Origin of the sequence: Metapseudomonas boanensis, assembly GCF_018704125.1 — a bacterium.
Taxonomy (GTDB): Bacteria; Pseudomonadota; Gammaproteobacteria; order Pseudomonadales; family Pseudomonadaceae; genus Metapseudomonas; species Metapseudomonas boanensis.
Map to the genome: position 1 here is coordinate 186,254 of NZ_JAGTIS010000004.1, position 21,189 is coordinate 207,442.

The window sequence follows — 21,189 nt, forward strand, 5'->3', positions numbered from 1 at the left end:
GGCTGATGCGACAGAACGATTCGTGGTTCACGGACAGTCCCCATGCAGGGTGCCTTTTGGGGTTCATCATGCTTTCCGGGGAAGGCGGGAAGCCGGCGCCAGCCAGTCGATCCGCTCGGATACGCGTCCGCAGTACAGGCAGTCGACGCGACGCACCGGCAGTTGCAGCAGGACGCGCTGATCCTGCAGGTCACGATCCCGCACCTGGCGGATGTGCTGCTCGTGGATCAACGGGTTGGGTTTGGCCCACCGGCTGCAAATCGGTAAGCGCTCGGCTTGGGGTTCAAGACTGATCAGCAGGGTGTCGTGAGTGGATTGGCGACAGGCGACGACCTCGTAGCCCGGCCAGAAAGCGGCAAGATCAATAGGATGCACGGTGGCAGCAAGGTGTGGGGGATGGGATGTTTGGCGACTGCCAATCTACCCACTTCCCTGACTGTCAACTCGCATCTCCCCCAGACTTCGCGATGAACAAAAAATGCGGTGCTCCGCGGGCAGGCGGGTCACCGCAAGGGAGGAGACAGCAATCTGACGAAGTCGTTAGCAGTGAGCGTGATGTGCCCGACCCGGTCGATCTGGATATCTGCAGCAGTGTTGTTGACGTTACCCTCCACATGGATGTGATCGATTCCCCCAGTTACACCCTTGAAACCTGAAAACCTGAGCTTTGCCTGTTCGCAGAAATGTCTGCCAGTAGCATCTCAATCCTCCAGAAAGTTGAAGTCATGGTTGACGATCAAACCAGTTGCAGATTTCTGGACATCAGGTCACTGCCGACCCTACCAACCAAGACATCTCCGGCGGACCACTCGGGCACTACGTTCCAGGCTTAGTGCATTCATCGAGTCTGGCAAGCCAGCACGCCGCAAGCATTGGAGCCAGAGCGGCCGAACACCGCCCCACCATCCAACTCGTAGCCCGTGATGTGCAGGATCACAAACTGATCTGCTGCAGCAGCGAGCTAGTATCCTCCACATCAAACGCGAAGCTTCTCAGGCTATGCAGGCAGCTACCCCCTACCCTGATTCGGGCGGCTACATGGTTCGAGTAAAGCATCAAGGAGATCAGCGAATGCCCATAGATGCGAAGGTCGAACCAAATCAGCTGACTTGCGGCCGGGGCCCGGACCCGACCTTGGTCCAATCCCCCCCTGGACCAAAGCCGGGACGGAACAATAGCTGGTGGCGCCGCTTCTGCAATCGTGCAAGACGCCTGAAGCGCTCTACCCAATTCGTAATCGCGGCCAGCTTCATCCTGAGCCTGACCATGTCACTGGTCGGCAACCTGGTCGGCCAGCGCATCGAACGCGCCGCCGTGCAATCGGCAGCTGAGGCCGGTGCGCTTTACATGGAGAGTTTTCTGGAACCCTTTGTCCAGGACCTGGCTACCACTGGAACAATTTCCCCCGACAGCGCTGCCGCTATTGATCAATTGCTGCAGAACAGCTCTCTGAACCGCCATGTAGCCTCCGTGAAGATCTGGAGGCCCGATGGCACGGTTATCTACAGCACCGACAAATCGACGCTGAACCGCCAGTTCCCCACTGACGAGATTGACGAAGCCTTGCAAGGCCGGATCGTGACTGGGCTGGAGGATCTGGAGCAGGACGAGAACGTCTTCGAGCGCAGTCTCGACATGCCGCTTTACGAAATCTACGCGCCCTTGCGTGAACACGGAACGGGCAAGGTGGTTGCGGTGGGCGAGTTCTACGAGCGTGCCGACAGCCTGGAGCAGGAAATCGACACCGTACGCCTGCAGGTTTGGGCCGTGGTGGGGTCGGCCACCCTTGCGATGCTGGGTTTGCTGTTCTTCGTAGTACGCCGTGGCGAGCGCATCATCGACCAGCAGCAGATAGCACTAAAGCAACGGATGGTCGAACAGGCAATCCTGCATGCCCGGAACGCCCAACTGCAGCGCAGCATCACCAGTGCCAATCTGGAGTTTTCGCGAATCAGCGAGCTGACACTGCGGCGTCTCGGTGCAGATCTGCATGACGGCCCGGCGCAGTTGCTGACGCTGATCCTGGTGAGGATCGATGAACTGGCCCAACTCCGCGATCGCCTGAGGGAGCATGGGGAAGAGCTTGATGGCGATGCGTTGGAAACCATCAGGAAAGCCGGCCAGGATGCATTGCGTGAGATCCGTGACATTTCCCGTGGACTGGCCCTGCCGGAGATCGGAGATCTCAGCCTCGAGCAGTTGCTCCGCCTGCTGGTACAGCGCCATGAACAGCGTACCGGCACCTTTGTCGAACTGGAGTTGGAGCCACTACCGACACAGGCGTCCATGTCACTGAAGATCTGCCTCTACCGATTCGTACAGGAAGCCCTCAACAATGCCTTCCTGCATGCAGGAGGCAAGGGCCAGCGAGTCTCGGCACACCTGGCGAAAGGAGAGCTGGTGGTATGCGTGAAGGATGCTGGTGCCGGCTTTGCGCAAACGAGCACCGCCGAGGAGGAGCACGGCCGCAGGCGACTTGGCTTGGTGGGTATGCGGTACCGTGTGGAAGCCTTGGGCGGCACTTTCCAAATCGACTCCCGGCCCGGCGCAGGAACCCAGGTCACTGCACGCTTCAAGCTTCCCACCACTGAATCCGAAGCCCTGTAGCCGCTCTAGTCCGGCTTCTCCTGTGCATCGTGATCCGCCGACGGAGCACCTTCGACTTCCCACTGCCGGCGTGCGGCAGTAACCGCCTCCACGCGATTTCGTGCGTGCAGCTTCTGCATGACATTGGTCATGTAGTACTTGACCGTCTTCTCACTGAGACCGAGCTTGTTGGCCACTTCACGATTGGTCAGGCCCTGAGCCACCTCGCGGATGATCTGTTCCTCGCGATGGGTCAGCTCGATCCGGTGCCGCTCATGCTCTTGGAGCTGTCTCAGGCGGTTCAGCAAGCGGCTGGCGAAAGCCGGGGTTATGAAACTTTCACCTCCCGCGACTTTCCGGATTGCCTGTACCAACTCCGGCCCGCTAACGCCTTTAAGCACGTAGCCTTGAGCCCCCGCTTCCAGCGCTGCGTAGGCATCGTCCTCGCACTCGGATACCGTCAGCATCATGACCCGCACCCCAGGAGCGGCAGAGCTGATGGAGCGAATGGCGCCAAAGCAATCACCCGGCATGTTGACATCCATCAGCAGCACATCCGGGGCGAAGCGCACGGCAATGTCGACCGCATCATCGGCACAGCTACCTTGCTCCACCACCTGGAAGTCCGAAATGCGCTTGAGCGCCGATGCCACCCCCTGCCGCAGCAACGGATGGTCATCAACAATGCCGATCCTGATCTTGGCGGCCACTGCCAAATCCTCAAGGCTGAACAGCCATGCCCTCGCACTGACAAGAACGCATGGGGCGCTGATTCAGTATTAGCATCAACGCCGCCCACAAGCTGCGACCAAGCGGCACAACACGTCGGACGAGGCTCTTTTCCGACCAATCGCGCGGGCCATCGCGACCAAACGTCAGCCAGCCCTGAAAAAATCGACGAAAGCCCCTACGCCTGGCGCCCACCAACTGGTAAAACATCTCTCAGCACGCTCCGGAGACCGCGCTGACGCTATGTCCGGCCAAACGCACGACCGACTGATCGCCCCCTACCCGCCGCTGCTCGAACAGCCAGTTCAACTCACCCTCGCCGAATTGCACGCATCGCTCGACGCCACCATGGCGCAACACCGTGGCGGGCCAGTCTGGCTGTTTGCTTACGGGTCATTGATCTGGCGTCCGGAGTGCCCAGCCGTCGAAAGTCGCCGCGCGCGCATTCATGGCTACCACCGGGGCCTATACCTCTGGTCGCAGCTCCATCGTGGGACGCCGGAAACCCCCGGCCTGGTGCTGGGCCTCGATCGCGGCGGCTCTTGCGCTGGATTTGCTTATCGCCTGCCCGAAGAGGGACTGGAACAACACCTCTTCGCCCTCTGGCAACGCGAGATGCCCGACGCCGCCTACCAGCCCAAATGGCTCAACTGCCAGTTGGCTGGCGGGGCAAAAGTGCAGGCACTCGGCTTCGTCCTGCGACGTGAACTGTCCTGCTATGCCGGCGCCCTGCCCGACCATGTACTGCGCCTGGTCTTCACCCATGCCAGCGGCCATTACGGTAGCACTCGCGATTACGTCGAGAAGACCGTCAACAGCCTGCGCGCACATGCCATGCCGGATCGCAAGCTGGAAGATGCCCTTGTGCGCTGCTGCAAACAGGGCGTCTTCAGCTTCACTTGAATCGCACTCAACCTTCACTGGTGCGATGCGTGAGGATGTTCAGCACTACGCCGTAGGGATCGCGAACGAAGAAGCGCCGCACGCCCCAGGGTTCGTCGATGATCCCGTAGAGAATCTCCAGCTGCGCCGAACGTGCCCGCCGGTAGATCAGGTCGACGTTGTCGACCTCGATGGACAGGTCCGGCACCGGCGTGCCGGAGCCACCCTCTTCCGCCACATTGAGCTGCGGCACGGTGCTCGCGCCGGAGCCCAGGGTCATTATCCAGCCATGATCCATCACCAGATCGAGGCCAAGCAGTTTCTGGTAGAACTCGCGGGCGAGTTCCGGATCAGGGACGGCGATATTGGCCACGATGCGTAGGACGGTCATGGGCGCTCCGGCTTGTCGAAAGTGCTTGGACGGTCCAAGCATAGTCCAGCCCCTCGCCCGCTCCACGCCAGTCGTCGACCGCCCCCCTCAGGCCAGGTCGATCTCCACCGTCTCGCCGCGCAGGCGCACCGGCCAGACACGCAGGCGTTGCTCCGGGTACTCCAGGCAGGCGCCGTCATCCAGGCGGTAATGCTGCTTGTACAAAGGCGAGGCGATCACCAGCGCACCACCCAAGTGGCCGACGATGCCCCGGCCAATCACGTTGGCGCCTGAGAGCGGGTCGCGATTGTCCACCGCGAACAGGCGTTCGCCCTCCGCGTCATGCAGGTAGAACAGAGCCACTTGAGCACCGTCCACCCAGGCCACCACGCCGGAGTTCGGCACCAGGTCAGTACGGCCGCAAAGGGCCTGCCACTGGCCGCCCTGGGCCATTTGATAATCGATGCGTTGCGCGCTTACTTGGGCCATCAGACCACCTCCTCGGCTACCGGAATCAGGTTGAGCTCTGCCGCTTTCACCGGGCGGCGCTGCCCACGTTCGTTGACGAAATGGATGTCAGGGTCTCCGCGCTGGTCGTTGACGAAGGTGCGAAAGCGCTTGAGTTTTTCCGGGTCCTGGATGGCATTGGCCCACTCGCATTCGTAGCGGTCCACCACCGTCTGCATCTGCGCCTCCAGTTCCGCAGCCAGGCCCAGGCTGTCGTCAATGATCACCGCCTTGAGATAGTCCAGCCCGCCTTCCAGGCTCTCGCGCCAGACCGAGGTGCGCTGCAGCTTGTCGGCGGTGCGGATGTAGAACATCAGGAAGCGGTCGATGTAGCGGATCAGCGTTTCGTCATCCAGGTCCGTGGCGAACAGTTCGGCATGACGCGGGCGCATACCGCCGTTGCCACAGACGTACAGGTTCCAACCCTTCTCGGTGGCGATCACGCCGACATCCTTGCTCTGCGCCTCAGCGCACTCACGGGTGCAGCCGCTTACTGCGAACTTGAGCTTGTGCGGCGAGCGCAGGCCCTTGTAGCGATGCTCGATGTCGAGGGCCATCTTCACGCTGTCCTGCACGCCATAACGGCACCAGGTGCTGCCCACGCAAGACTTTACGGTACGGGTGGACTTGCCGTAGGCATGGCCGGTTTCGAAGCCGGCGGCGATCAGCTCGCCCCAGATGCCCGGCAACTCGTGGAGCTGCGCGCCGAACAGGTCAATGCGCTGGCCGCCGGTGATCTTGGTGTAGAGGTTGTATTTCTTCGCCACCTCGCCGATGGCGATCAGGCCCTCCGGCGTGATTTCGCCGCCGGGGATGCGCGGCACTACCGAGTAGGTACCGTTCTTCTGCATGTTCGCCATGAAGGTGTCGTTGGTGTCTTGCAACGGCACCAGCCAGGGCTCCTGGATCGGGCGGTTCCAGCAGGACGCGAGAATGGAGCCGATGGCCGGCTTGCAGATCTCGCAACCGACATGGCCGCGGCCGTGCTTGGCGAGCATCTCCTCGAAGGTCTCGATGCCTTCTACACGGACGATCCCGTACAGCTCCTGCCGGGTGTAGGCGAAGTGTTCGCAGAGGCTCTTGTCCACCGCCACGCCACGGGCAGCGAGTTCATGCTCGACGACCTGCTTGAGCAGCCCCGCGCAGCCGCCGCAGCCGGTAGCCGCTTTAGTGCAAGCCTTGACGCCGGCCAGATCCGTACAGCCGCCATCGATGGCGGAGCAGATCGAGCCCTTGCTGACGTTGTGGCAGGAACAGACCGTGGCGGTGGCCGGCAACGCGTCCGCGCCCAGGGCCGGGGCCGCCTCGCCCAGCGGCAGGATCAGGCTGGAGGGATCGGCTGGCAGCGTGATGCCGTTCTGCACGTATTGCAGCAGCGTGTCGTAGTAGCTGTTGTCGCCAACCAGCACAGCGCCCAGGGCCTGCTTGCCGTCGGCGGAAACCACCAGGCGCCGGTAGCTGGAGGTGGCTTCGTCGATGAAGCGGTAGCTGCGGGCGCCCGGCAGCGCGCCGTGGGCGTCGCCGATGGAGCCCACGTCCACACCCAGCAGTTTGAGCTTGGTGGACATATCGGCGCCAATGAAGGGATCGGCGGCTTCGCCGCAGAGTTGCGCGGCCACGCCGCGGGCCATCTGGTAGCCCGGCGCGACCAGGCCGTAGATGCTGCCGTTCCAGGCCGCGCATTCACCAATGGCGTAGATGTCCGGGTCGCTGGTCAGGCACTGCCCATCGATGGCTACGCCACCACGGGGTCCCAGCTCCAACCCGCATTGGCGGGCCAGCGCGTCCTGCGGCCGGATGCCGGCGGAGAAGACGATCAGGTCAGTTTCCAGAAAATCATCGCCGGCGAAGTTCATCCGGTAGCGGTACTCGCTGCCCGCGCTGATGGACTGGGTGCCCTTGGACAGGTGAACGCCCACGCCCAACGCTTCGATCCGCGCCTTGAGCGCCTGGCCACCCTGATCGTCGAGCTGCACCGGCATCAGGCGCGGGGCGAACTCCACTACATGGGCATCCAGGCCGAGGGATTTCAGCGCATTGGCCGCTTCGAGGCCGAGAAGGCCGCCGCCCACCACCACACCACGTCGCGCCTTGTTAGCAGCCGCGCGAATGGTGTCGAGGTCGGCCAGGGTGCGATACACCAGGCGCGAATCGCCCTCGGCGCCCTCGATCGGCGGCACGAAAGGATAGGAACCGGTAGCAAGCACCAGCTTGTCGTAATGCACGCAGCCCTCGGCGGTGATCACCTCGCGGCGCTCACGGTCGATCTCCAGCACCGGTACGCCCAGGTGCAGGGTGACGCCGGGGCGCTGATACAGCGCGGCCTCGCCCAGCGCCAGCGACTCGGCATCGCGCCCGGCGAAGTACTCGGACAGGTGCACACGGTCATAAGCGCGCAGCGGCTCTTCGCTGAATACATGCAACCGATAGCGGTCCAGTGCACCGCGCTCGATCAGTTGTTCGACGCAATGGTGGCCGACCATGCCATTGCCGATGACGACCAGCGTTTGCACATCATTGAAGGTAGCGACGTTGGAGTTCATAAGTAGCACCCGGACCAAGCCAATCACGTTTTCGGGGGCAAAAAAAAACGCCTGGAACCAAGGGGGTTCCAGGCGCCTTTGCCTGTTCGTTCTTGGGTGCCGCCGGGCCTCGCTGCCGGGCGCACCTTCAGGAGCCTGGGGTCCTGATGGGACCTGCGATCGCCATTGATCGTCCAGGCTGCCCAACCACCTGTTCGGGGTGGGCTCGATCAAGGCTATGCAGCGGTTGTGCCAGCTTTCGAAATACCTCGCCAATAGACCGGCCAGGCCCGTCTATTTCGGTACTTGCAGCACCAAATGACTCTATTTCAGGAAACAAGCAGCGCACCTCGGCGCGTCCACTGGCAGGCCCCAAAAAAGTGCGAGCACGCTGCCGACGCCCCAACCTTGCGCCGAACCCAGCAGCCAGATCTGGTCACAATGGGCTTTGGTTCAATGTAAGTTCAGTCGGCTAATCTGCATGGACCAATGAGTTCCGCGAGGGAACGCAATGTCATTCGTCGATGGGATAGTCGCCCAGGTTCTGATGCTGGAAACCGGGCTTTACCACGCCTACATGCGCCTAGCCGCCGGTACTGACGATGAAGCCCTGCATGACTTGCGAATCAATCTGCGCCGCTTGCGCAGCCTGCTTCGCCCGCTGCGCGGCAAGGACGACGTGACAGATCTAGACCAGGCCGCAGCCGAGGTCGGCAAAATGACTACGCCCGTGCGCGACCTGGAAGTGCTGATCCAGGAACTCCGCCGCAAGGGGCTCAACGGCCCCGCCAATGTGCGCCAGGACACCCTGGCTGCCAGCTACGCCGCGATTATCGAGAGTTCGACACTCCAGCAATTCTTTACCTGCCTGGATGAATGGCCGACGGCATTCCGTGCGGCTGAACAGGACGGGGAACTGCGCGGCATGAAGAAACGCGTACTCAATCGCCTGGAAAAACAGGTGGAATCGCTGAAAGCCGCTTTGTCAGATCCGGCCCATGACCGGCACCAGATACGCTTACGGGTCAAACGCACTCGTTATGCCGCCGACGCTTATCCTGATCTTTCGCCAATCTCGACCGAAACAGCAGCTGCACTGAAAACCCTCCAGTCGGCGCTGGGCACCTGGCATGACCACTTCCAGTGGTGCCTGAAGGCCAAACAGGAACCGGACCTTCACCCCCTGCTCCACCGCTGGCAGACGGAAGGCAATGCCGCATTGCTGCAGGCAGAAGCGGACCTGGTGCGCTTGGCCGAGTGCCTGGAATAATCCTGCCAGCTCAACCCAGACTGCCGGCGAACCGCTCGGCCAGGCGCTCGCGGGCGAATGTCTCGGTGACGAAGTCGATAAACGCGCGGGTCTTGCCCGGTAGCAAGGTGCGGCTGGCATAGTAGATCGAGATCGACCCGGCATCCGCATACCAGCGCGGCAACAGCCGCACCAGCTCGCCACGCTCCAGCCAGGGCAACACATCCGGCACCGCCAGCAGCGCGACGCCCTGATTCAGCAGCGCAGCCTCGCGCATGGCGGCAGGGTCGTTGAGCATGATGGTCTCGGGCAAGTGGGCGGCCATTTCCGCGCCAGCCACATCCCGCATCGTCCAGTGGCGCACACGGCCGGTGCGGGTCGAGCGCATCACGATACCGTCAAAGTCAGCCAGCTCCTCAGGGCTGGTCGGCACCGCACGGCCGGCCAGGTAAGCGGGCGAGGCGACGGCAATGATGTGAGCCGGTGCAACTGGCCGCGACACGACGCCCGAAGAGAGCTCGAAACCACCACCGATGGCCACGTCATAGCCCTCGGCGATCAGGTCCACCGAGCGGTTCTCCAGATGCCACTCCGGTCGCACCTGCGGATATCGCGCGCGGAACGCCGGCAGCAGCGGCAGCAGGTACGTCATGCCGAAGCTCGGCGCCATGCTCACCTTGAGCACGCCAGCCGGCTCTCCCTGATCGGCCCCCACGCTGGCAATGGCCGCCTGCAGCGCCTCCAGGTTGCCACCAATAGCTTCCAGAAAGCGCTCGCCCGCCTCGGTCAGGGTCAGCTTGCGCGTCGAGCGCTGGAACAGCCGCACGCCGATGTTGCGCTCAAGCATCGCCACATTGCGGCTCACTGCTGCCGGTGTCAGGGCGAGGCGGCGTGCCGCGGCGGAGAAGCTGCCGGTCTCGGCACTGCGGACGAAGGACTCCAGGTTGGCGAGGGTTTCCATGGGCTTCCTTAAACAAATGCTTGAAGATCATTCAATCCATTAGTGTCTAATCAAAGAGTAATCAACGAGCGATAGTGACTCCACCCCCAACCCATGGAGTTCATCGAAATGACCACTACCCTTCCCCTTGCCGGCAAGACCGCACTCGTCACCGGCGGCTCCCGCTCCATCGGCGCAGCCATCGCCAAGCGCCTTGCCGCTGATGGCGCCGCCGTCGTCCTGACCTACAGCGCATCGCCGGAAAAAGCCCTTGAGGTCGTACGCACTATCGAAGACGAAGGCGGCCGCGCCGTCGCCATTGCCGCCGACGCGGGTGATCCCTCCGCCGTACGTGCAGCTGTTGCCGCCACCGTCGAGACCTTCGGCGGCATCGACATCCTGGTCAACAACGCTGGCCTCGGCCTCGGTGGCCCCATCGAAGACATTCCCTTCGAGACCTACGAGCGCATGATCGCGGTCAATGTCACCGGCGTGTTCGTCGCCACCCAGGAAGCCGTGCGTCACATGAAGGCCGGAGGGCGGATCGTCCATATCGGCTCGTCCATGACCCACTACGCAGCCTTCCCCACCGCGTCGCTCTACACCCTGACCAAAGGCGCCGTCGCCGGCTTCAACCGCAGCCTGGTCCGGGACCTCGGCCCGCGTGGCATCACTGTCAACACCGTGCACCCTGGCCCGACCGACACCGACATGAACCCGGATGGCGGCCCGGTGAGCGAAATCGTCGGCCCCGGCATCGCGATCGGCCGCTACGGCAAGCCCCATGAAATCGCCAGCGTCGTCGCCTTCCTCGCCAGCCCGGAAGCGGCCTTCGTCACCGGCGCCGACATCATCGCCGACGGCGGTTTCACCGCCTGACCTACTGATCCCTGCCCCCACTGAAGGAGCATCACCATGAGCACCATCGGCATCATCGGCGCCGGCGCAATCGGTTCCGCCTTCGCCAAGGCCCTGGCCAATCAGGGCATCGCAGCAGTCATCGCCAATAGCCGCGGGGCGGAGTCCCTGGCGGACCTGGTTCGCGAACTGGGTCCGAGCATCAAGGCTGGAACACGTGAAGAAGCCGCCGCCCAGGACATCGTGCTGGTCGCGGTCAACTGGTCCAGGCTGCCGGAAGCCCTCGACGGCCTGCCGGACTTCGGCGGACGCATCGTGATCGACGCCAACAACCCGATCGAAGCGCCGCTGTTCAAACCCGCCGAGCTGAGCGGCCGGCTGTCCAGCGAAGCGTTCACCGACCTGGTGCCGGGCGCACGCGTGGTGAAGGCCTTCAACCACCTGCAACCACACCTGGTATCCGGTGACCCGAAAGCCGAAGGCGGCCGGCGCGTGCTGCTCTACTCCGGCGACGACGCCCACGCCAAAGCACAGGTGGGCGGGCTCATCGAGCAGCTGGGCTTCTTCGGCATCGACCTCGGGGCCCTCAGCGTCGGCGGCAGCCTCGTGCAGTTCCCCGGTGGCCCGCTGCCGGCCCTCAACCTGGTCAAGTTCGGCTGAAACCCGACTGCGCCACCCTCGGCAACTATGCTTAACCTGCTGCCTGGCAGCAGGTTGGGAGGCGCTCGACATGCAACTCATCTCCGTGAAGATCGACAAGCCGGACGACACCAATTTCGTCTTTGGCCAGACCCATTTCATCAAATCCATCGAAGACATCCACGAAGCGCTGGTGGGCGCCGTACCCGGCATCAAGTTCGGCCTCGCCTTCTGCGAAGCCTCGGGTAAATGCCTGGTGCGCTGGTCCGGCACCGATAGCGCGATGGTCGAACTGGCCCAGAAGAACGCCATGGCCATCGGCGCGGGGCACAGCTTCATCCTCTTCCTGGGCGACGGTTTCTACCCGCTCAACGTGCTGAACACACTGAAGATGGTGCCCGAGGTGTGCCGCATATTCTGCGCCACGGCCAATCCGACAGAGGTGATCCTCGCCGAAACCGGGCAGGGCCGCGCCGTGCTCGGGGTGGTGGACGGCCTGCGTCCTACAGGCATCGAAGGTGACGACGATATCCTCTGGCGCAAGAGCCTGCTGCGGCAGATCGGCTACAAGTTGTGAGGGCTGAGCCGAGCGACGGGATGTTTTTCCTGTAGGGGCGAAATCATTGGCCCTGTCTGCGCTAGCTGTTGCCAGGAATAGACCGTCGAGCGAAGCGTCTTGTAGGAGCAGGGGACGCCGAGTCCTTGCTCGCGAAAAGGTCCGATTCGCGAGCAAGCTCGCTGCTACAGCGAATGCAGCCAGTTGCAACACTTGGCTGGGACATAGCCAATTCATCCACCAAGCAGGCCTGCCCATCGCCCACCACAAACACAGCAGCCCCCTCCGGTTACGCGTAAAATGCCGCACGCTCTTCCACAGACAACGAACCATGACCCCAGAAGCTCTCGGCATCCTCCTGCAACATCTCACCACCGCGCTCAGCACCGCCCCCGACGATGTCCGCCGCCTCTTCCATGGTCGCGGCCGACGCTGGGAAGGCCTCGAACAGATCACAGCCGACTGGCTGCAAGGCGTCTTGCTGGTCTCCCTCTTTCGCGAACCCGCTGCCGACGAGTTGGCCGACTTGAAAGCCATGTTGCTGGCCTTGGCCAAATCGCCCGCCTGGCATCAGAGCAAGGCCCACACCCTGTTGCTGCAGCACCGCTACCAACTGGACAGCGCCACGGAATTTCTGGTGGGGGATGAGATCGAGGAGTGGCACATCACTGAGAACGGCCTGCGCTTCAAGCTCGACATCGGCAAGAAGCAGAACAGCGGCCTGTTCCTGGACATGCGCTACGGTCGTCGCTGGGTACAGCAGCAGGCTAGCGGCAAGCGCGTGCTCAACCTGTTCGCCTACACCTGCGGCTTTTCGGTTGCCGCCATCGCCGGTGGGGCCGAACACGTGGTGAACCTGGACATGGCCAGGGCTGCCCTTAGCCGTGGGCGCGACAACCATCGACTGAACCAGCACGACCTAGGCAAGGTTAGCTTCCTCGGCCACGAGTTGTTCAAGTCCTGGGGCAAGGTCAAGAAAGAAGGCCCTTACGACCTCGTCATCATCGACCCTCCGTCGTTCCAGAAAGGCAGCTTCGCCCTGACCCGCGACTACCAGAAGATCCTGCGACGGCTGCCGGAGCTGCTGAGTGAAAATGGCGTGGTGCTGGCCTGCGTCAATGACCCCGCCATCGGCCCGGACTTCCTCATCGCGGGCATGGCCCAGGAAGCGCCGAGTCTGCGTTTCGAACAGCGCCTGGAAAACCCGCCGGAATTCGCCGATGTCAGCTCCGACAGCGGCCTCAAGGCCCTGGTATTCGTCCAGGGCTGATCGCCTTTCCTTAAATGCAATCACTTTGCCTACCTGGCTGCATTGACAGCCGGGTAACGCCTAGCCACGCCTTCCCTCCCACCCCGTGAACGGGCGCACAGCCCTTTGCCCCCAGCCGTGCTTCAGCGCCCGGAAATTGTCCGATAAAATCCTCTTGATTATGGTTGTATAGACATGTTTATATGCGTCCATGCCCAAGCGGCAAATCCAACAACAACAGGCAACCAGTCTTCTCGGAGCCCACGATGAACAAGCCAACCCGTTTCCGTGATGTCGAAATCCGCGCCCCGCGTGGCAACCAGCTGAACGCCAAAAGCTGGCTGACCGAAGCGCCGCTGCGCATGCTGATGAACAACCTCGACCCCGAGGTCGCGGAAAACCCGAAGGAACTGGTGGTCTACGGCGGCATCGGCCGTGCCGCGCGCAACTGGGAGTGCTACGACAAGATCGTCGAGACCCTGAAAGAACTGAATGACGACGAGACCCTGCTGGTGCAATCCGGCAAGCCGGTCGGCGTGTTCAAGACCCACGCCAACGCCCCGCGCGTGCTGATCGCCAACTCCAACCTGGTGCCGCACTGGGCCAACTGGGAACACTTCAACGAACTGGATGCCAAGGGCCTGGCCATGTACGGCCAGATGACCGCCGGCAGCTGGATCTACATCGGCAGCCAGGGCATCGTCCAGGGCACCTTCGAGACCTTCGTCGAAGCCGGCCGCCAGCACTACAACGGCAACCTGACCGGTCGCTGGGTCCTCACCGCCGGCCTCGGCGGCATGGGCGGCGCCCAGCCGCTGGCCGCGACCCTGGCCGGCGCCTGCTCGCTGAACATCGAATGCCAGCAAAGCCGCATCGACTTCCGCCTGAAGACCCGTTACGTCGACGAGCAGGCCAAAGACCTCGACGACGCCCTGGCGCGCATCGCCAAATACACCGCCGAAGGCAAGGCGATCTCCATTGCCCTGCATGGCAACGCCGCTGAAATCCTGCCGGAACTGGTCCGTCGCGGTGTGCGCCCGGACATGGTCACCGACCAGACCAGCGCCCACGACCCGCTCAACGGCTACCTGCCGATTGGCTGGACCTGGGAACAGTACCGCGACCGCGCGCAGACCGAGCCGGCGGCGGTGGTCAAGGCCGCCAAACAGTCCATGGCCGTGCACGTGCAGGCCATGCTGGACTTCCAGAAGCAAGGCATCCCGACCTTCGACTACGGCAACAACATCCGTCAGATGGCCAAGGAAGAAGGCGTGGCCAATGCCTTCGACTTCCCCGGTTTCGTGCCAGCCTATATCCGCCCGCTGTTCTGCCGTGGCATCGGGCCGTTCCGCTGGGCCGTGCTGTCCGGCGACCCGCAGGACATCTACAAGACCGACGCCAAGGTCAAGGAACTGATCCCGGACGACACCCACCTGCACCGTTGGCTGGACATGGCGCGCGAGCGCATCAGCTTCCAGGGCCTGCCGGCACGTATCTGCTGGGTCGGCCTGGGCCAACGTGCCAAACTGGGTTTGGCCTTCAATGAAATGGTCCGCTCCGGCGAGCTGTCCGCACCCATCGTGATCGGCCGCGACCACCTGGACTCCGGCTCGGTCTCCAGCCCCAACCGCGAGACCGAAGCCATGCAGGACGGTTCCGATGCCGTCTCCGACTGGCCGCTGCTCAACGCCCTGCTGAACACCGCCAGCGGCGCCACCTGGGTCTCGCTGCACCACGGCGGCGGCGTGGGGATGGGCTTCTCCCAGCACTCCGGCATGGTGATCGTTTGTGACGGTACCGACGAAGCGGCTGAGCGAATCGCCCGCGTGCTGACCAACGACCCTGGCACCGGCGTGATGCGCCATGCCGACGCCGGATACCAGATCGCCATCGATTGCGCCCACGAGCAAGGTCTGAACCTGCCGATGATTGGCAAAGGAGCTTGAGAATGAACCAGCTGAACCTGAAACCCGGACACCTGACCCTGGCCCAGCTGCGCCAAGCCTACCTTGCGCCGCTGCAGGTAACTCTGGATGCCAGTGCCGCTGAGCCCATCGAGGCCAGCGTCGCCTGCGTCGAACAGATCCTGGCCGAAGGCCGCACCGCCTATGGCATCAACACCGGCTTCGGCCTGCTGGCTTCGACCCGCATCGCCCCGGCCGACCTGGAAAAGCTACAGCGCTCACTGGTGCTGTCCCACGCCGCCGGCGTGGGCGAGCCGCTGGACGATGCCATGGTGCGCCTTATCATGCTGCTCAAGGTCAACAGCCTGGCCCGCGGCTTCTCCGGCATCCGCCGCAAGGTAATCGACGCGCTGATCGCCCTGATCAATGCCGAGGTCTACCCGCACATCCCGCTCAAGGGTTCTGTAGGTGCATCCGGTGACCTCGCACCGCTGGCGCACATGTCGCTGGTACTGCTGGGCGAAAGCAAGGCCCGCTACCGCGGCCAGTGGCTGCCTGCCACCGAAGCCCTGGCCGTGGCCGGCCTGGAGCCGCTGACCCTGGCCGCGAAGGAAGGCCTGGCGCTGCTCAACGGTACCCAGGTATCCACCGCCTACGCCCTGCGCGGCCTGTTCGAAGCAGAAGACCTGTTCGCCGCCGCCACCGTCTGTGGTGGGTTGAGCGTCGAGGCCATGCTTGGCTCTCGCGCGCCCTTCGATGCCCGCATCCATGCCGCTCGCGGCCAGCGCGGACAGATCGATGTCGCCGCCGCCTACCGTGACCTGCTCACCGCCAGCAGCGAAATCGCCCGCTCCCACGAAAAATGCGACAAGGTGCAGGACCCTTACTCCCTGCGCTGCCAGCCGCAAGTGATGGGTGCCTGCCTGACCCAGCTGCGCCAGGCTGCCGAGGTGCTGCAGATCGAATCCAACGCTGTCTCGGACAACCCGCTGGTGTTCGCTGCCGAGGGTGATGTGATCTCCGGTGGCAACTTCCATGCCGAGCCGGTGGCCATGGCCGCCGACAACCTGGCGCTGGCCATCGCTGAGATCGGCTCGCTGTCCGAGCGCCGCATTTCCCTGATGATGGACATGCACATGTCGCAACTGCCGCCCTTCCTCGTGGAAAACGGCGGGGTCAACTCCGGCTTCATGATCGCCCAGGTCACCGCAGCCGCCCTGGCCAGCGACAACAAGGCTCTGGCACACCCGGCCAGCGTCGATAGCCTGCCCACCTCGGCTAACCAGGAAGACCACGTCTCCATGGCACCGAACGCCGGCAAGCGCCTCTGGGCCATGGCCGATAACGTGCGTGGCATCCTCGCCATCGAATGGCTGGGTGCCTGCCAGGGCCTGGACTTCCGCGAAGGCCTGAAGAGCTCGCCGAAGCTGGAAGAGGCCCGTGGTCAGCTCCGCGCCAAGGTCCCGTACTATCAGGAAGACCGCTTCTTCTCCCCGGATATCGAGACGGCCAGTGAACTGCTGGCCAGCGGCTGCCTGAACGGACTGATGCCGGCCAAGCTTCTGCCGAGCCTCTAATCCCAACTCAGTGAAACCCAGCCTGCTCCGGTGATGGATAAACCCACCGGAGCGGGATGGTGTCGCTCATCCATAAGAACAATGAGGAGAGCAGAAGGATGAAAGATCAAACAGGCCTGCAGCGTGGCCTGAGCGCACGCCATATCCGCTTCATGGCCCTGGGATCGGCCATCGGTACCGGGCTTTTCTACGGTTCGGCATCGGCGATCCAGATGGCGGGTCCGGCGGTTCTGCTGGCTTACCTGATTGCCGGCGCAGCGGTGTACATGGTGATGCGCGCCCTGGGGGAAATGGCCGTGCACAACCCGGTTTCCGGCTCCTTCGGCCACTATGCCAGCAGCTACCTGGGCCCTCTGGCCGGCTTTGTCACCGGCTGGACCTACGCCTTCGAGATGATCATCGTCGGCCTGGCCGACGTCACGGCGTTCGGCATCTACATGGGCTTCTGGTTTCCAGAGGTGCCCCGCTGGATCTGGGTGCTGTCGCTCGTATTCTTCCTCGGTGGACTCAACCTGTGCAGCGTGAAGGTCTTCGGCGAGCTGGAGTTCTGGTTGTCGCTGCTGAAGGTCGGCGCCATCGTCGCGATGATCCTCGCCGGATTGGGCATCATGGTGTACGGCTTCGGCATAGCCGATACCGGTGCGGCCACCGGTATTCATAACCTCTGGGAGCACGGCGGCTTCATGCCCAACGGCATCAGCGGCCTGATCGCGTCGTTTGCGGTAGTGGTATTCGCGTTCGGCGGCATCGAGATCATCGGCATCACCGCCGGCGAAGCCAAGGACCCGCAGCGGGTACTGCCCAAGGCGATCAACGCAGTGCCGGTGCGCATCCTGCTGTTCTACGTGCTGACACTCTTCGTGCTGATGGCGATCTTCCCGTGGCCGCAAATCGGCAGCAAGGGCAGCCCGTTCGTGCAGATCTTCGACAGCCTCGGCATCAGCTCGGCCGCTACGATTCTCAATATCGTGGTCATCTCCGCAGCGGTATCGGCTATCAACAGCGACATTTTCGGCGCCGGTCGCATGCTCTACGGGATGGCACGCCAGGGGCAGGCACCTGCCGGCTTCGCCAAGGTCTCGCGCCATGGCGTGCCATGGATGACCGTGGTGGTGATGGGTGTCGCCCTGCTGATCGGCGTGCTGTTGAACTACCTGATCCCGGAGAACGTCTTCCTGCTGATCGCCTCCATCGCCACCTTCGCCACCGTCTGGGTGTGGCTGATGATCCTGTTGGCCCAGGTGGGAATGCGCCGTTCGATGAGCGCTGACGAAATCGCCGCACTGAAGTTCCCGGTACCGCTGTGGCCGGCAGCACCAGCCGCGGCCATCGCCTTCATGCTGTTCATCTTTGGTGTGCTGGGCTACTTCCCTGATACCCAGGCAGCACTTGGGGTCGGGGCAGTCTGGATCCTTCTGCTGGTAGCCGCCTACTGGCTCTGGGTGCGCCCCAAGTACCAGGGAGTGCCAAGCGCCGTGGCAAATCTGGCGGACTGATGGCTAAGGCCCGGCGACGTCGCCGGGCCTTAGCCCCACCCAGGTCGAGAGCCTGGGAATGTCCTTCTGCCCGGGCAGGTCCACACTTCAATTGGTACGGCCCTCCTCTAGCGGAGGGCCTTGGCTCGAATCAAGAGACGATACATGCCATCCCACATCCACGCTTCCACGTTGCCGATCGCCAGAATGGCCAGGCAGCACTCGAGCCGGGAGAACTGAAATGAAGCATCTCTGGCATAACTGCCACGCCGTCACCATGAAGGACGGCAAGTACAGCATCATCGAGGACGCCGCGCTGGTGACCTACGCCGGCCGTATCGAGTGGATCGGCCCATACCAGCAACTGAAGTCCATCCCCTACGATGTGGAGGTCGACCTCGACGGTGCCTGGGTAACTCCTGGCCTGGTCGACTGCCACACCCACCTGGTGTTCGGCGGCGACCGTAGCGGCGAGTTCGAGCAGCGCCTGCAAGGTGTCAGCTACGCCGAGATTGCCGCACAGGGCGGTGGTATCGCCAGCACCGTGCGCGCCACTCGCGAAGCCCCCGAGGACGAGCTGCTGGCCAGCGCAACCCGCCGCGCAGAGCAACTGCTGCGCGATGGCGTCACCACCCTGGAAGTGAAGTCCGGCTATGGTCTGGACCTCTCCAGCGAGCGCAAGATGCTGCGTGTCGCTCGGCGCTTGGGCGAAAACCTGCCGCTGACGGTTCGCGCCACTTGCCTGGCTGCCCACGCGCTGCCACCGGAATACGCCGGTCGCGCCGATGATTACATCACCCACATCTGCGACGAGTTGCTTCCTGCCTTGGCCAGCGAAGGCCTGGTCGATGCCGTGGATGCCTTCTGCGAGCATCTGGCCTTTTCCCCTGCGCAAGTGGAACGGGTGTTCAAGGTCGCCAAGGGGCTGGGCCTGCCAGTGAAACTGCACGCCGAACAGCTGTCGTCCTTGCACGGCTCCAGCCTGGCCGCGCGCTACCAGGCGCTGTCCGCTGACCATCTGGAATTCATGACCGAGGAAGACGCCATCGCCATGGCTGCTGCCGGCACAGTTGCCGTGCTGCTGCCGGGCGCCTTCTACCTGCTGCGGGAAACCCAGCTCCCCCCCATCGAAGCCCTGCGTCGCCACAGCGTGCCCATGGCGGTCGCCAGTGACCTCAATCCCGGCACTTCACCCGCCCTGTCGCTGCGCCTGATGCTGAACATGGCCTGCACCTCATTCCGCCTCACGCCGGAAGAGGCCCTTGCCGGGGCAACACTGCACGCCGCACGTGCCCTGGGCTTGGCCGACAGCCACGGCAGCCTCGAAGTGGGCAAGACCGCCGACTTCGTCGCATGGGACATCCAGCGCCCAGCCGAACTGGCCTATTGGCTGGGCGGCGATCTGCCCAAGCGGGTGATTCGACACGGAAAGGAGATCAACTTTGGCTAAGGTACTGACCTTCAATCGCGGCCGAGTGCCGCTGCTGATCAGCATGCCCCATCCCGGCACCCAGCTCACCCCGGCAGTAGAGGCCGGCATGGTAGCGGCTGGCCTCGAGCTGGCCGATACCGACTGGCACATCCCGCGCCTGTATGAATTTGCCGCCGAACTGGGAGCCAGCACCCTGGCGGCCGAGTATTCGCGCTATGTCATCGACCTCAACCGCCCGGCTGACGACAAGCCGCTCTACACGACCGCCACCACAGGCCTCTACCCGGAAACCCTGTTCGATGGCGCACCGCTGTACCGCGAGGGACTGACCCCTTCTGCCAACGAGCGCGCTCGCTACCTGGCCGAGATCTGGACGCCCTACCACCAGACTATCGTCGACGAGCTGGCGCGAATGAAGGCCGAATTCGGTTACGCGCTGCTGTTCGATGCCCATTCGATCCGCTCGCTCATCCCCCACCTGTTCGAAGGCCGCCTGCCGGACCTGAACCTGGGCACCAACGCCGGCGCCAGTTGCGATCCGAGCCTGGCTGAAGCACTGGTGGCCACCTGCGGCGAAGCTCGGGACTACAGCCATGTGCTCAATGGGCGCTTCAAAGGCGGGCACATCACCCGTCACTACGGGCAGCCGGAGCAGCACATCCACGCCGTGCAGCTGGAGCTGAGCCAACGCTGCTACATGGAGGAAGCCCCGCCCTACCCCTACGTCGAAGACCGTGCACAGCAACTGCAAACTGTTCTCCGGAACCTGCTGCAAGCCATGTTGAGTTGGGGCCAGCAACGCTACGGCCGCTGATCCGCTACTCCCGGCAAACGCACTTCAACCGGCCGCCTGGCGGGTTGAAGTGCCGGGCCGTTTCAACCCGCCCCTCCATTCGGACTAGCCAGCCTGCATCAGGCGCGGAGCGGCGAGCTATGGCTTCATGACGCCCTATCGGCAGCTGGCACCGAGCGATCTCGCCCCAGCGGCCGCCACCACAAGGGGCGCCATGATCGACTTCCACACATCCAGAACCCAAGACCGCCTGCGCCAGGCCGCGCTGGACCTGTTCCTGGTCAACGGCTACCAATCCACCAGCCTGCGCGACCTCGCCAGTTCGATTGGTGTGCATGCCGGCTCCTTGTACAACCACATCGAGAACAAGCAGAGCCTACTCTTCGAGTTGATCGAAGAGTGCATGGACGACCTGCTCAACCTGACCCGGCGCCGCCTCAAACGCGCACTGCCTGGCCAATCACGGGTTCATCTGTTCATCCAGGCATTCATCGACTTCCAGGCCGGAGACAAGAAAAGACTGATTCTTCTGGGCCGAGAAAAGAACAATCTCTCCAAGGAGCAGCAGCAACGAATCTACAACCTGCGCGGTGACTACCTGGACTGCTTGAAGCGGGTGATCCATGCCGAGGCCGGCATCCCGGAACGGGAGGAGATCGAGCTGAGGTTCCTCGCCAGCAGCGTAATAGGCATGCTGGAGAGCTTCGTCCTGTGGGACCACAGCTTTCAGTCCCTGTCGAATCAGGAAGTGGTGGAGCGTTTTACCAACATGGTTGCCAGAGCGATATCCCCTCCTCGCGAACAGCGCTCTCACCTACCGGGCAACGAACCCACCAGGAAATCGCCTGCCTCCAGGCAGTTGCCGTCGCCAACGAGACACTATCCGCAAGCCGGCCCGCCGGGACGGGACGGCTGAACAGA

The 21,189-nt window shown here is 63.2% G+C and carries 18 protein-coding genes and 1 pseudogene; 13 read left to right on the forward strand and 6 right to left on the reverse strand.

Annotation, left to right across the window (positions count from 1 at the left end; translation table 11 throughout):
- Positions 1-72 precede the first annotated feature (72 nt).
- A pseudogene (locus J7302_RS10140) lies at positions 73-375 on the reverse strand (ISL3 family transposase); the annotation flags it as partial.
- 696 nt (positions 376-1,071) lie between these two features.
- On the opposite strand from J7302_RS10140, the gene J7302_RS10145 reads away from it, so the two are divergent.
- The gene (locus J7302_RS10145) at positions 1,072-2,607 is read left to right on the forward strand and encodes a sensor histidine kinase (protein WP_215373455.1); all 1,536 of its coding nucleotides are present in this window, start codon (positions 1,072-1,074) and stop codon (positions 2,605-2,607) included.
- Positions 2,608-2,612: 5 nt separating this feature from the next.
- Here the strand turns inward: J7302_RS10145 and J7302_RS10150 are convergent, their stop codons facing one another.
- Positions 2,613-3,296, reverse strand: a complete 684-nt coding sequence (locus J7302_RS10150; RefSeq protein WP_215373457.1) for a response regulator — start codon at positions 3,294-3,296, stop codon at positions 2,613-2,615.
- 262 nt (positions 3,297-3,558) lie between these two features.
- Between J7302_RS10150 and J7302_RS10155 the strand changes: the two genes are divergently transcribed.
- On the forward strand, positions 3,559-4,218 hold the full coding sequence (locus J7302_RS10155; RefSeq protein WP_215373459.1) for a gamma-glutamylcyclotransferase: 660 nt from the start codon (positions 3,559-3,561) through the stop codon (positions 4,216-4,218).
- A gap of 7 nt (positions 4,219-4,225) precedes the next feature.
- Here the strand turns inward: J7302_RS10155 and J7302_RS10160 are convergent, their stop codons facing one another.
- The 3 genes from J7302_RS10160 to nirB all read right to left on the reverse strand — a co-directional run bounded on the left by J7302_RS10160 (position 4,226) and on the right by nirB (position 7,617).
- A complete protein-coding gene (locus J7302_RS10160; protein WP_215373461.1) occupies positions 4,226-4,588 on the reverse strand; it encodes a VOC family protein in 363 nt (120 codons plus the stop codon).
- An 87-nt stretch (positions 4,589-4,675) separates the two neighbouring features.
- Positions 4,676-5,056 carry a nitrite reductase small subunit NirD gene (nirD, locus tag J7302_RS10165; protein WP_215373464.1) on the reverse strand — a complete coding sequence of 127 codons (381 nt, stop codon included), beginning with the start codon at positions 5,054-5,056 and terminating at the stop codon, positions 4,676-4,678.
- Positions 5,056-7,617: a nitrite reductase large subunit NirB gene (nirB, locus tag J7302_RS10170; protein WP_215373466.1), complete on the reverse strand. Its 2,562-nt coding sequence runs from the start codon at positions 7,615-7,617 to the stop codon at positions 5,056-5,058. The genes nirD and nirB overlap by 1 nt, the downstream gene beginning before the upstream one ends.
- 490 nt (positions 7,618-8,107) lie before the next feature.
- Between nirB and J7302_RS10175 the strand changes: the two genes are divergently transcribed.
- Positions 8,108-8,866 (forward strand): CHAD domain-containing protein, encoded by a 759-nt coding sequence (locus tag J7302_RS10175; protein ID WP_215373469.1) that lies wholly within the window; start codon positions 8,108-8,110, stop codon positions 8,864-8,866.
- Positions 8,867-8,876: 10 nt separating this feature from the next.
- Here the strand turns inward: J7302_RS10175 and J7302_RS10180 are convergent, their stop codons facing one another.
- On the reverse strand, positions 8,877-9,806 hold the full coding sequence (locus J7302_RS10180) for a LysR family transcriptional regulator (RefSeq protein ID WP_215373471.1): 930 nt from the start codon (positions 9,804-9,806) through the stop codon (positions 8,877-8,879).
- Between the two features lie 108 nt (positions 9,807-9,914).
- Between J7302_RS10180 and J7302_RS10185 the strand changes: the two genes are divergently transcribed.
- The 10 genes from J7302_RS10185 to J7302_RS10230 all read left to right on the forward strand — a co-directional run bounded on the left by J7302_RS10185 (position 9,915) and on the right by J7302_RS10230 (position 21,184).
- A complete protein-coding gene (locus J7302_RS10185) occupies positions 9,915-10,664 on the forward strand; it encodes an SDR family NAD(P)-dependent oxidoreductase (RefSeq protein WP_215373473.1) in 750 nt (249 codons plus the stop codon).
- A 36-nt stretch (positions 10,665-10,700) separates the two neighbouring features.
- A complete protein-coding gene (locus tag J7302_RS10190) occupies positions 10,701-11,303 on the forward strand; it encodes an NADPH-dependent F420 reductase (RefSeq protein ID WP_215373475.1) in 603 nt (200 codons plus the stop codon).
- 70 nt (positions 11,304-11,373) lie between these two features.
- Complete coding sequence (locus tag J7302_RS10195) at positions 11,374-11,859, forward strand: adenosine-specific kinase (RefSeq protein ID WP_215373477.1); 486 nt, start codon at positions 11,374-11,376, stop codon at positions 11,857-11,859.
- Positions 11,860-12,169: 310 nt separating this feature from the next.
- Positions 12,170-13,108 (forward strand): class I SAM-dependent methyltransferase, encoded by a 939-nt coding sequence (locus J7302_RS10200; protein ID WP_215373479.1) that lies wholly within the window; start codon positions 12,170-12,172, stop codon positions 13,106-13,108.
- Positions 13,109-13,353: 245 nt separating this feature from the next.
- Entirely contained in the window at positions 13,354-15,033 is a 1,680-nt protein-coding gene (gene hutU / locus J7302_RS10205) for a urocanate hydratase (RefSeq protein ID WP_215373481.1), read from the forward strand.
- Positions 15,034-15,035: 2 nt separating this feature from the next.
- A complete protein-coding gene (gene hutH / locus J7302_RS10210) occupies positions 15,036-16,568 on the forward strand; it encodes a histidine ammonia-lyase (protein ID WP_215373484.1) in 1,533 nt (510 codons plus the stop codon).
- Positions 16,569-16,666: 98 nt separating this feature from the next.
- Complete coding sequence (locus tag J7302_RS10215) at positions 16,667-18,064, forward strand: amino acid permease (protein ID WP_215373486.1); 1,398 nt, start codon at positions 16,667-16,669, stop codon at positions 18,062-18,064.
- A 220-nt stretch (positions 18,065-18,284) separates the two neighbouring features.
- Positions 18,285-19,493, forward strand: a complete 1,209-nt coding sequence (gene hutI, locus J7302_RS10220) for an imidazolonepropionase (RefSeq protein ID WP_215373488.1) — start codon at positions 18,285-18,287, stop codon at positions 19,491-19,493.
- The gene (gene hutG / locus J7302_RS10225) at positions 19,486-20,289 is read left to right on the forward strand and encodes an N-formylglutamate deformylase (protein WP_215373491.1); all 804 of its coding nucleotides are present in this window, start codon (positions 19,486-19,488) and stop codon (positions 20,287-20,289) included. Before hutI ends, hutG begins: the two co-directional genes overlap by 8 nt.
- A gap of 193 nt (positions 20,290-20,482) precedes the next feature.
- Positions 20,483-21,184, forward strand: coding sequence for a TetR/AcrR family transcriptional regulator (locus tag J7302_RS10230; RefSeq protein WP_215373494.1), 702 nt, complete (start codon positions 20,483-20,485; stop codon positions 21,182-21,184).
- Positions 21,185-21,189 lie beyond the last annotated feature (5 nt).

Excerpts from the sequence above, each read along its gene's own strand:
- J7302_RS10145 (WP_215373455.1), top strand. The coding sequence starts at position 1,072 with ATGCCCATAGATGCGAAGGTCGAACCAAATCAGCTGACTTGCGGCCGG.
- J7302_RS10155 (WP_215373459.1), top strand. The coding sequence starts at position 3,559 with ATGTCCGGCCAAACGCACGACCGACTGATCGCCCCCTACCCGCCGCTG.
- J7302_RS10160 (WP_215373461.1), bottom strand. The coding sequence starts at position 4,588 with ATGACCGTCCTACGCATCGTGGCCAATATCGCCGTCCCTGATCCGGAA.
- nirD (WP_215373464.1), bottom strand. The coding sequence starts at position 5,056 with ATGGCCCAAGTAAGCGCGCAACGCATCGATTATCAAATGGCCCAGGGC.
- nirB (WP_215373466.1), bottom strand. The coding sequence starts at position 7,617 with ATGAACTCCAACGTCGCTACCTTCAATGATGTGCAAACGCTGGTCGTC.
- J7302_RS10175 (WP_215373469.1), top strand. The coding sequence starts at position 8,108 with ATGTCATTCGTCGATGGGATAGTCGCCCAGGTTCTGATGCTGGAAACC.
- J7302_RS10180 (WP_215373471.1), bottom strand. The coding sequence starts at position 9,806 with ATGGAAACCCTCGCCAACCTGGAGTCCTTCGTCCGCAGTGCCGAGACC.
- J7302_RS10185 (WP_215373473.1), top strand. The coding sequence starts at position 9,915 with ATGACCACTACCCTTCCCCTTGCCGGCAAGACCGCACTCGTCACCGGC.
- J7302_RS10190 (WP_215373475.1), top strand. The coding sequence starts at position 10,701 with ATGAGCACCATCGGCATCATCGGCGCCGGCGCAATCGGTTCCGCCTTC.
- J7302_RS10195 (WP_215373477.1), top strand. The coding sequence starts at position 11,374 with ATGCAACTCATCTCCGTGAAGATCGACAAGCCGGACGACACCAATTTC.
- J7302_RS10200 (WP_215373479.1), top strand. The coding sequence starts at position 12,170 with ATGACCCCAGAAGCTCTCGGCATCCTCCTGCAACATCTCACCACCGCG.
- hutU (WP_215373481.1), top strand. The coding sequence starts at position 13,354 with ATGAACAAGCCAACCCGTTTCCGTGATGTCGAAATCCGCGCCCCGCGT.
- hutH (WP_215373484.1), top strand. The coding sequence starts at position 15,036 with ATGAACCAGCTGAACCTGAAACCCGGACACCTGACCCTGGCCCAGCTG.
- J7302_RS10215 (WP_215373486.1), top strand. The coding sequence starts at position 16,667 with ATGAAAGATCAAACAGGCCTGCAGCGTGGCCTGAGCGCACGCCATATC.
- hutI (WP_215373488.1), top strand. The coding sequence starts at position 18,285 with ATGAAGCATCTCTGGCATAACTGCCACGCCGTCACCATGAAGGACGGC.
- J7302_RS10230 (WP_215373494.1), top strand. The coding sequence starts at position 20,483 with ATGATCGACTTCCACACATCCAGAACCCAAGACCGCCTGCGCCAGGCC.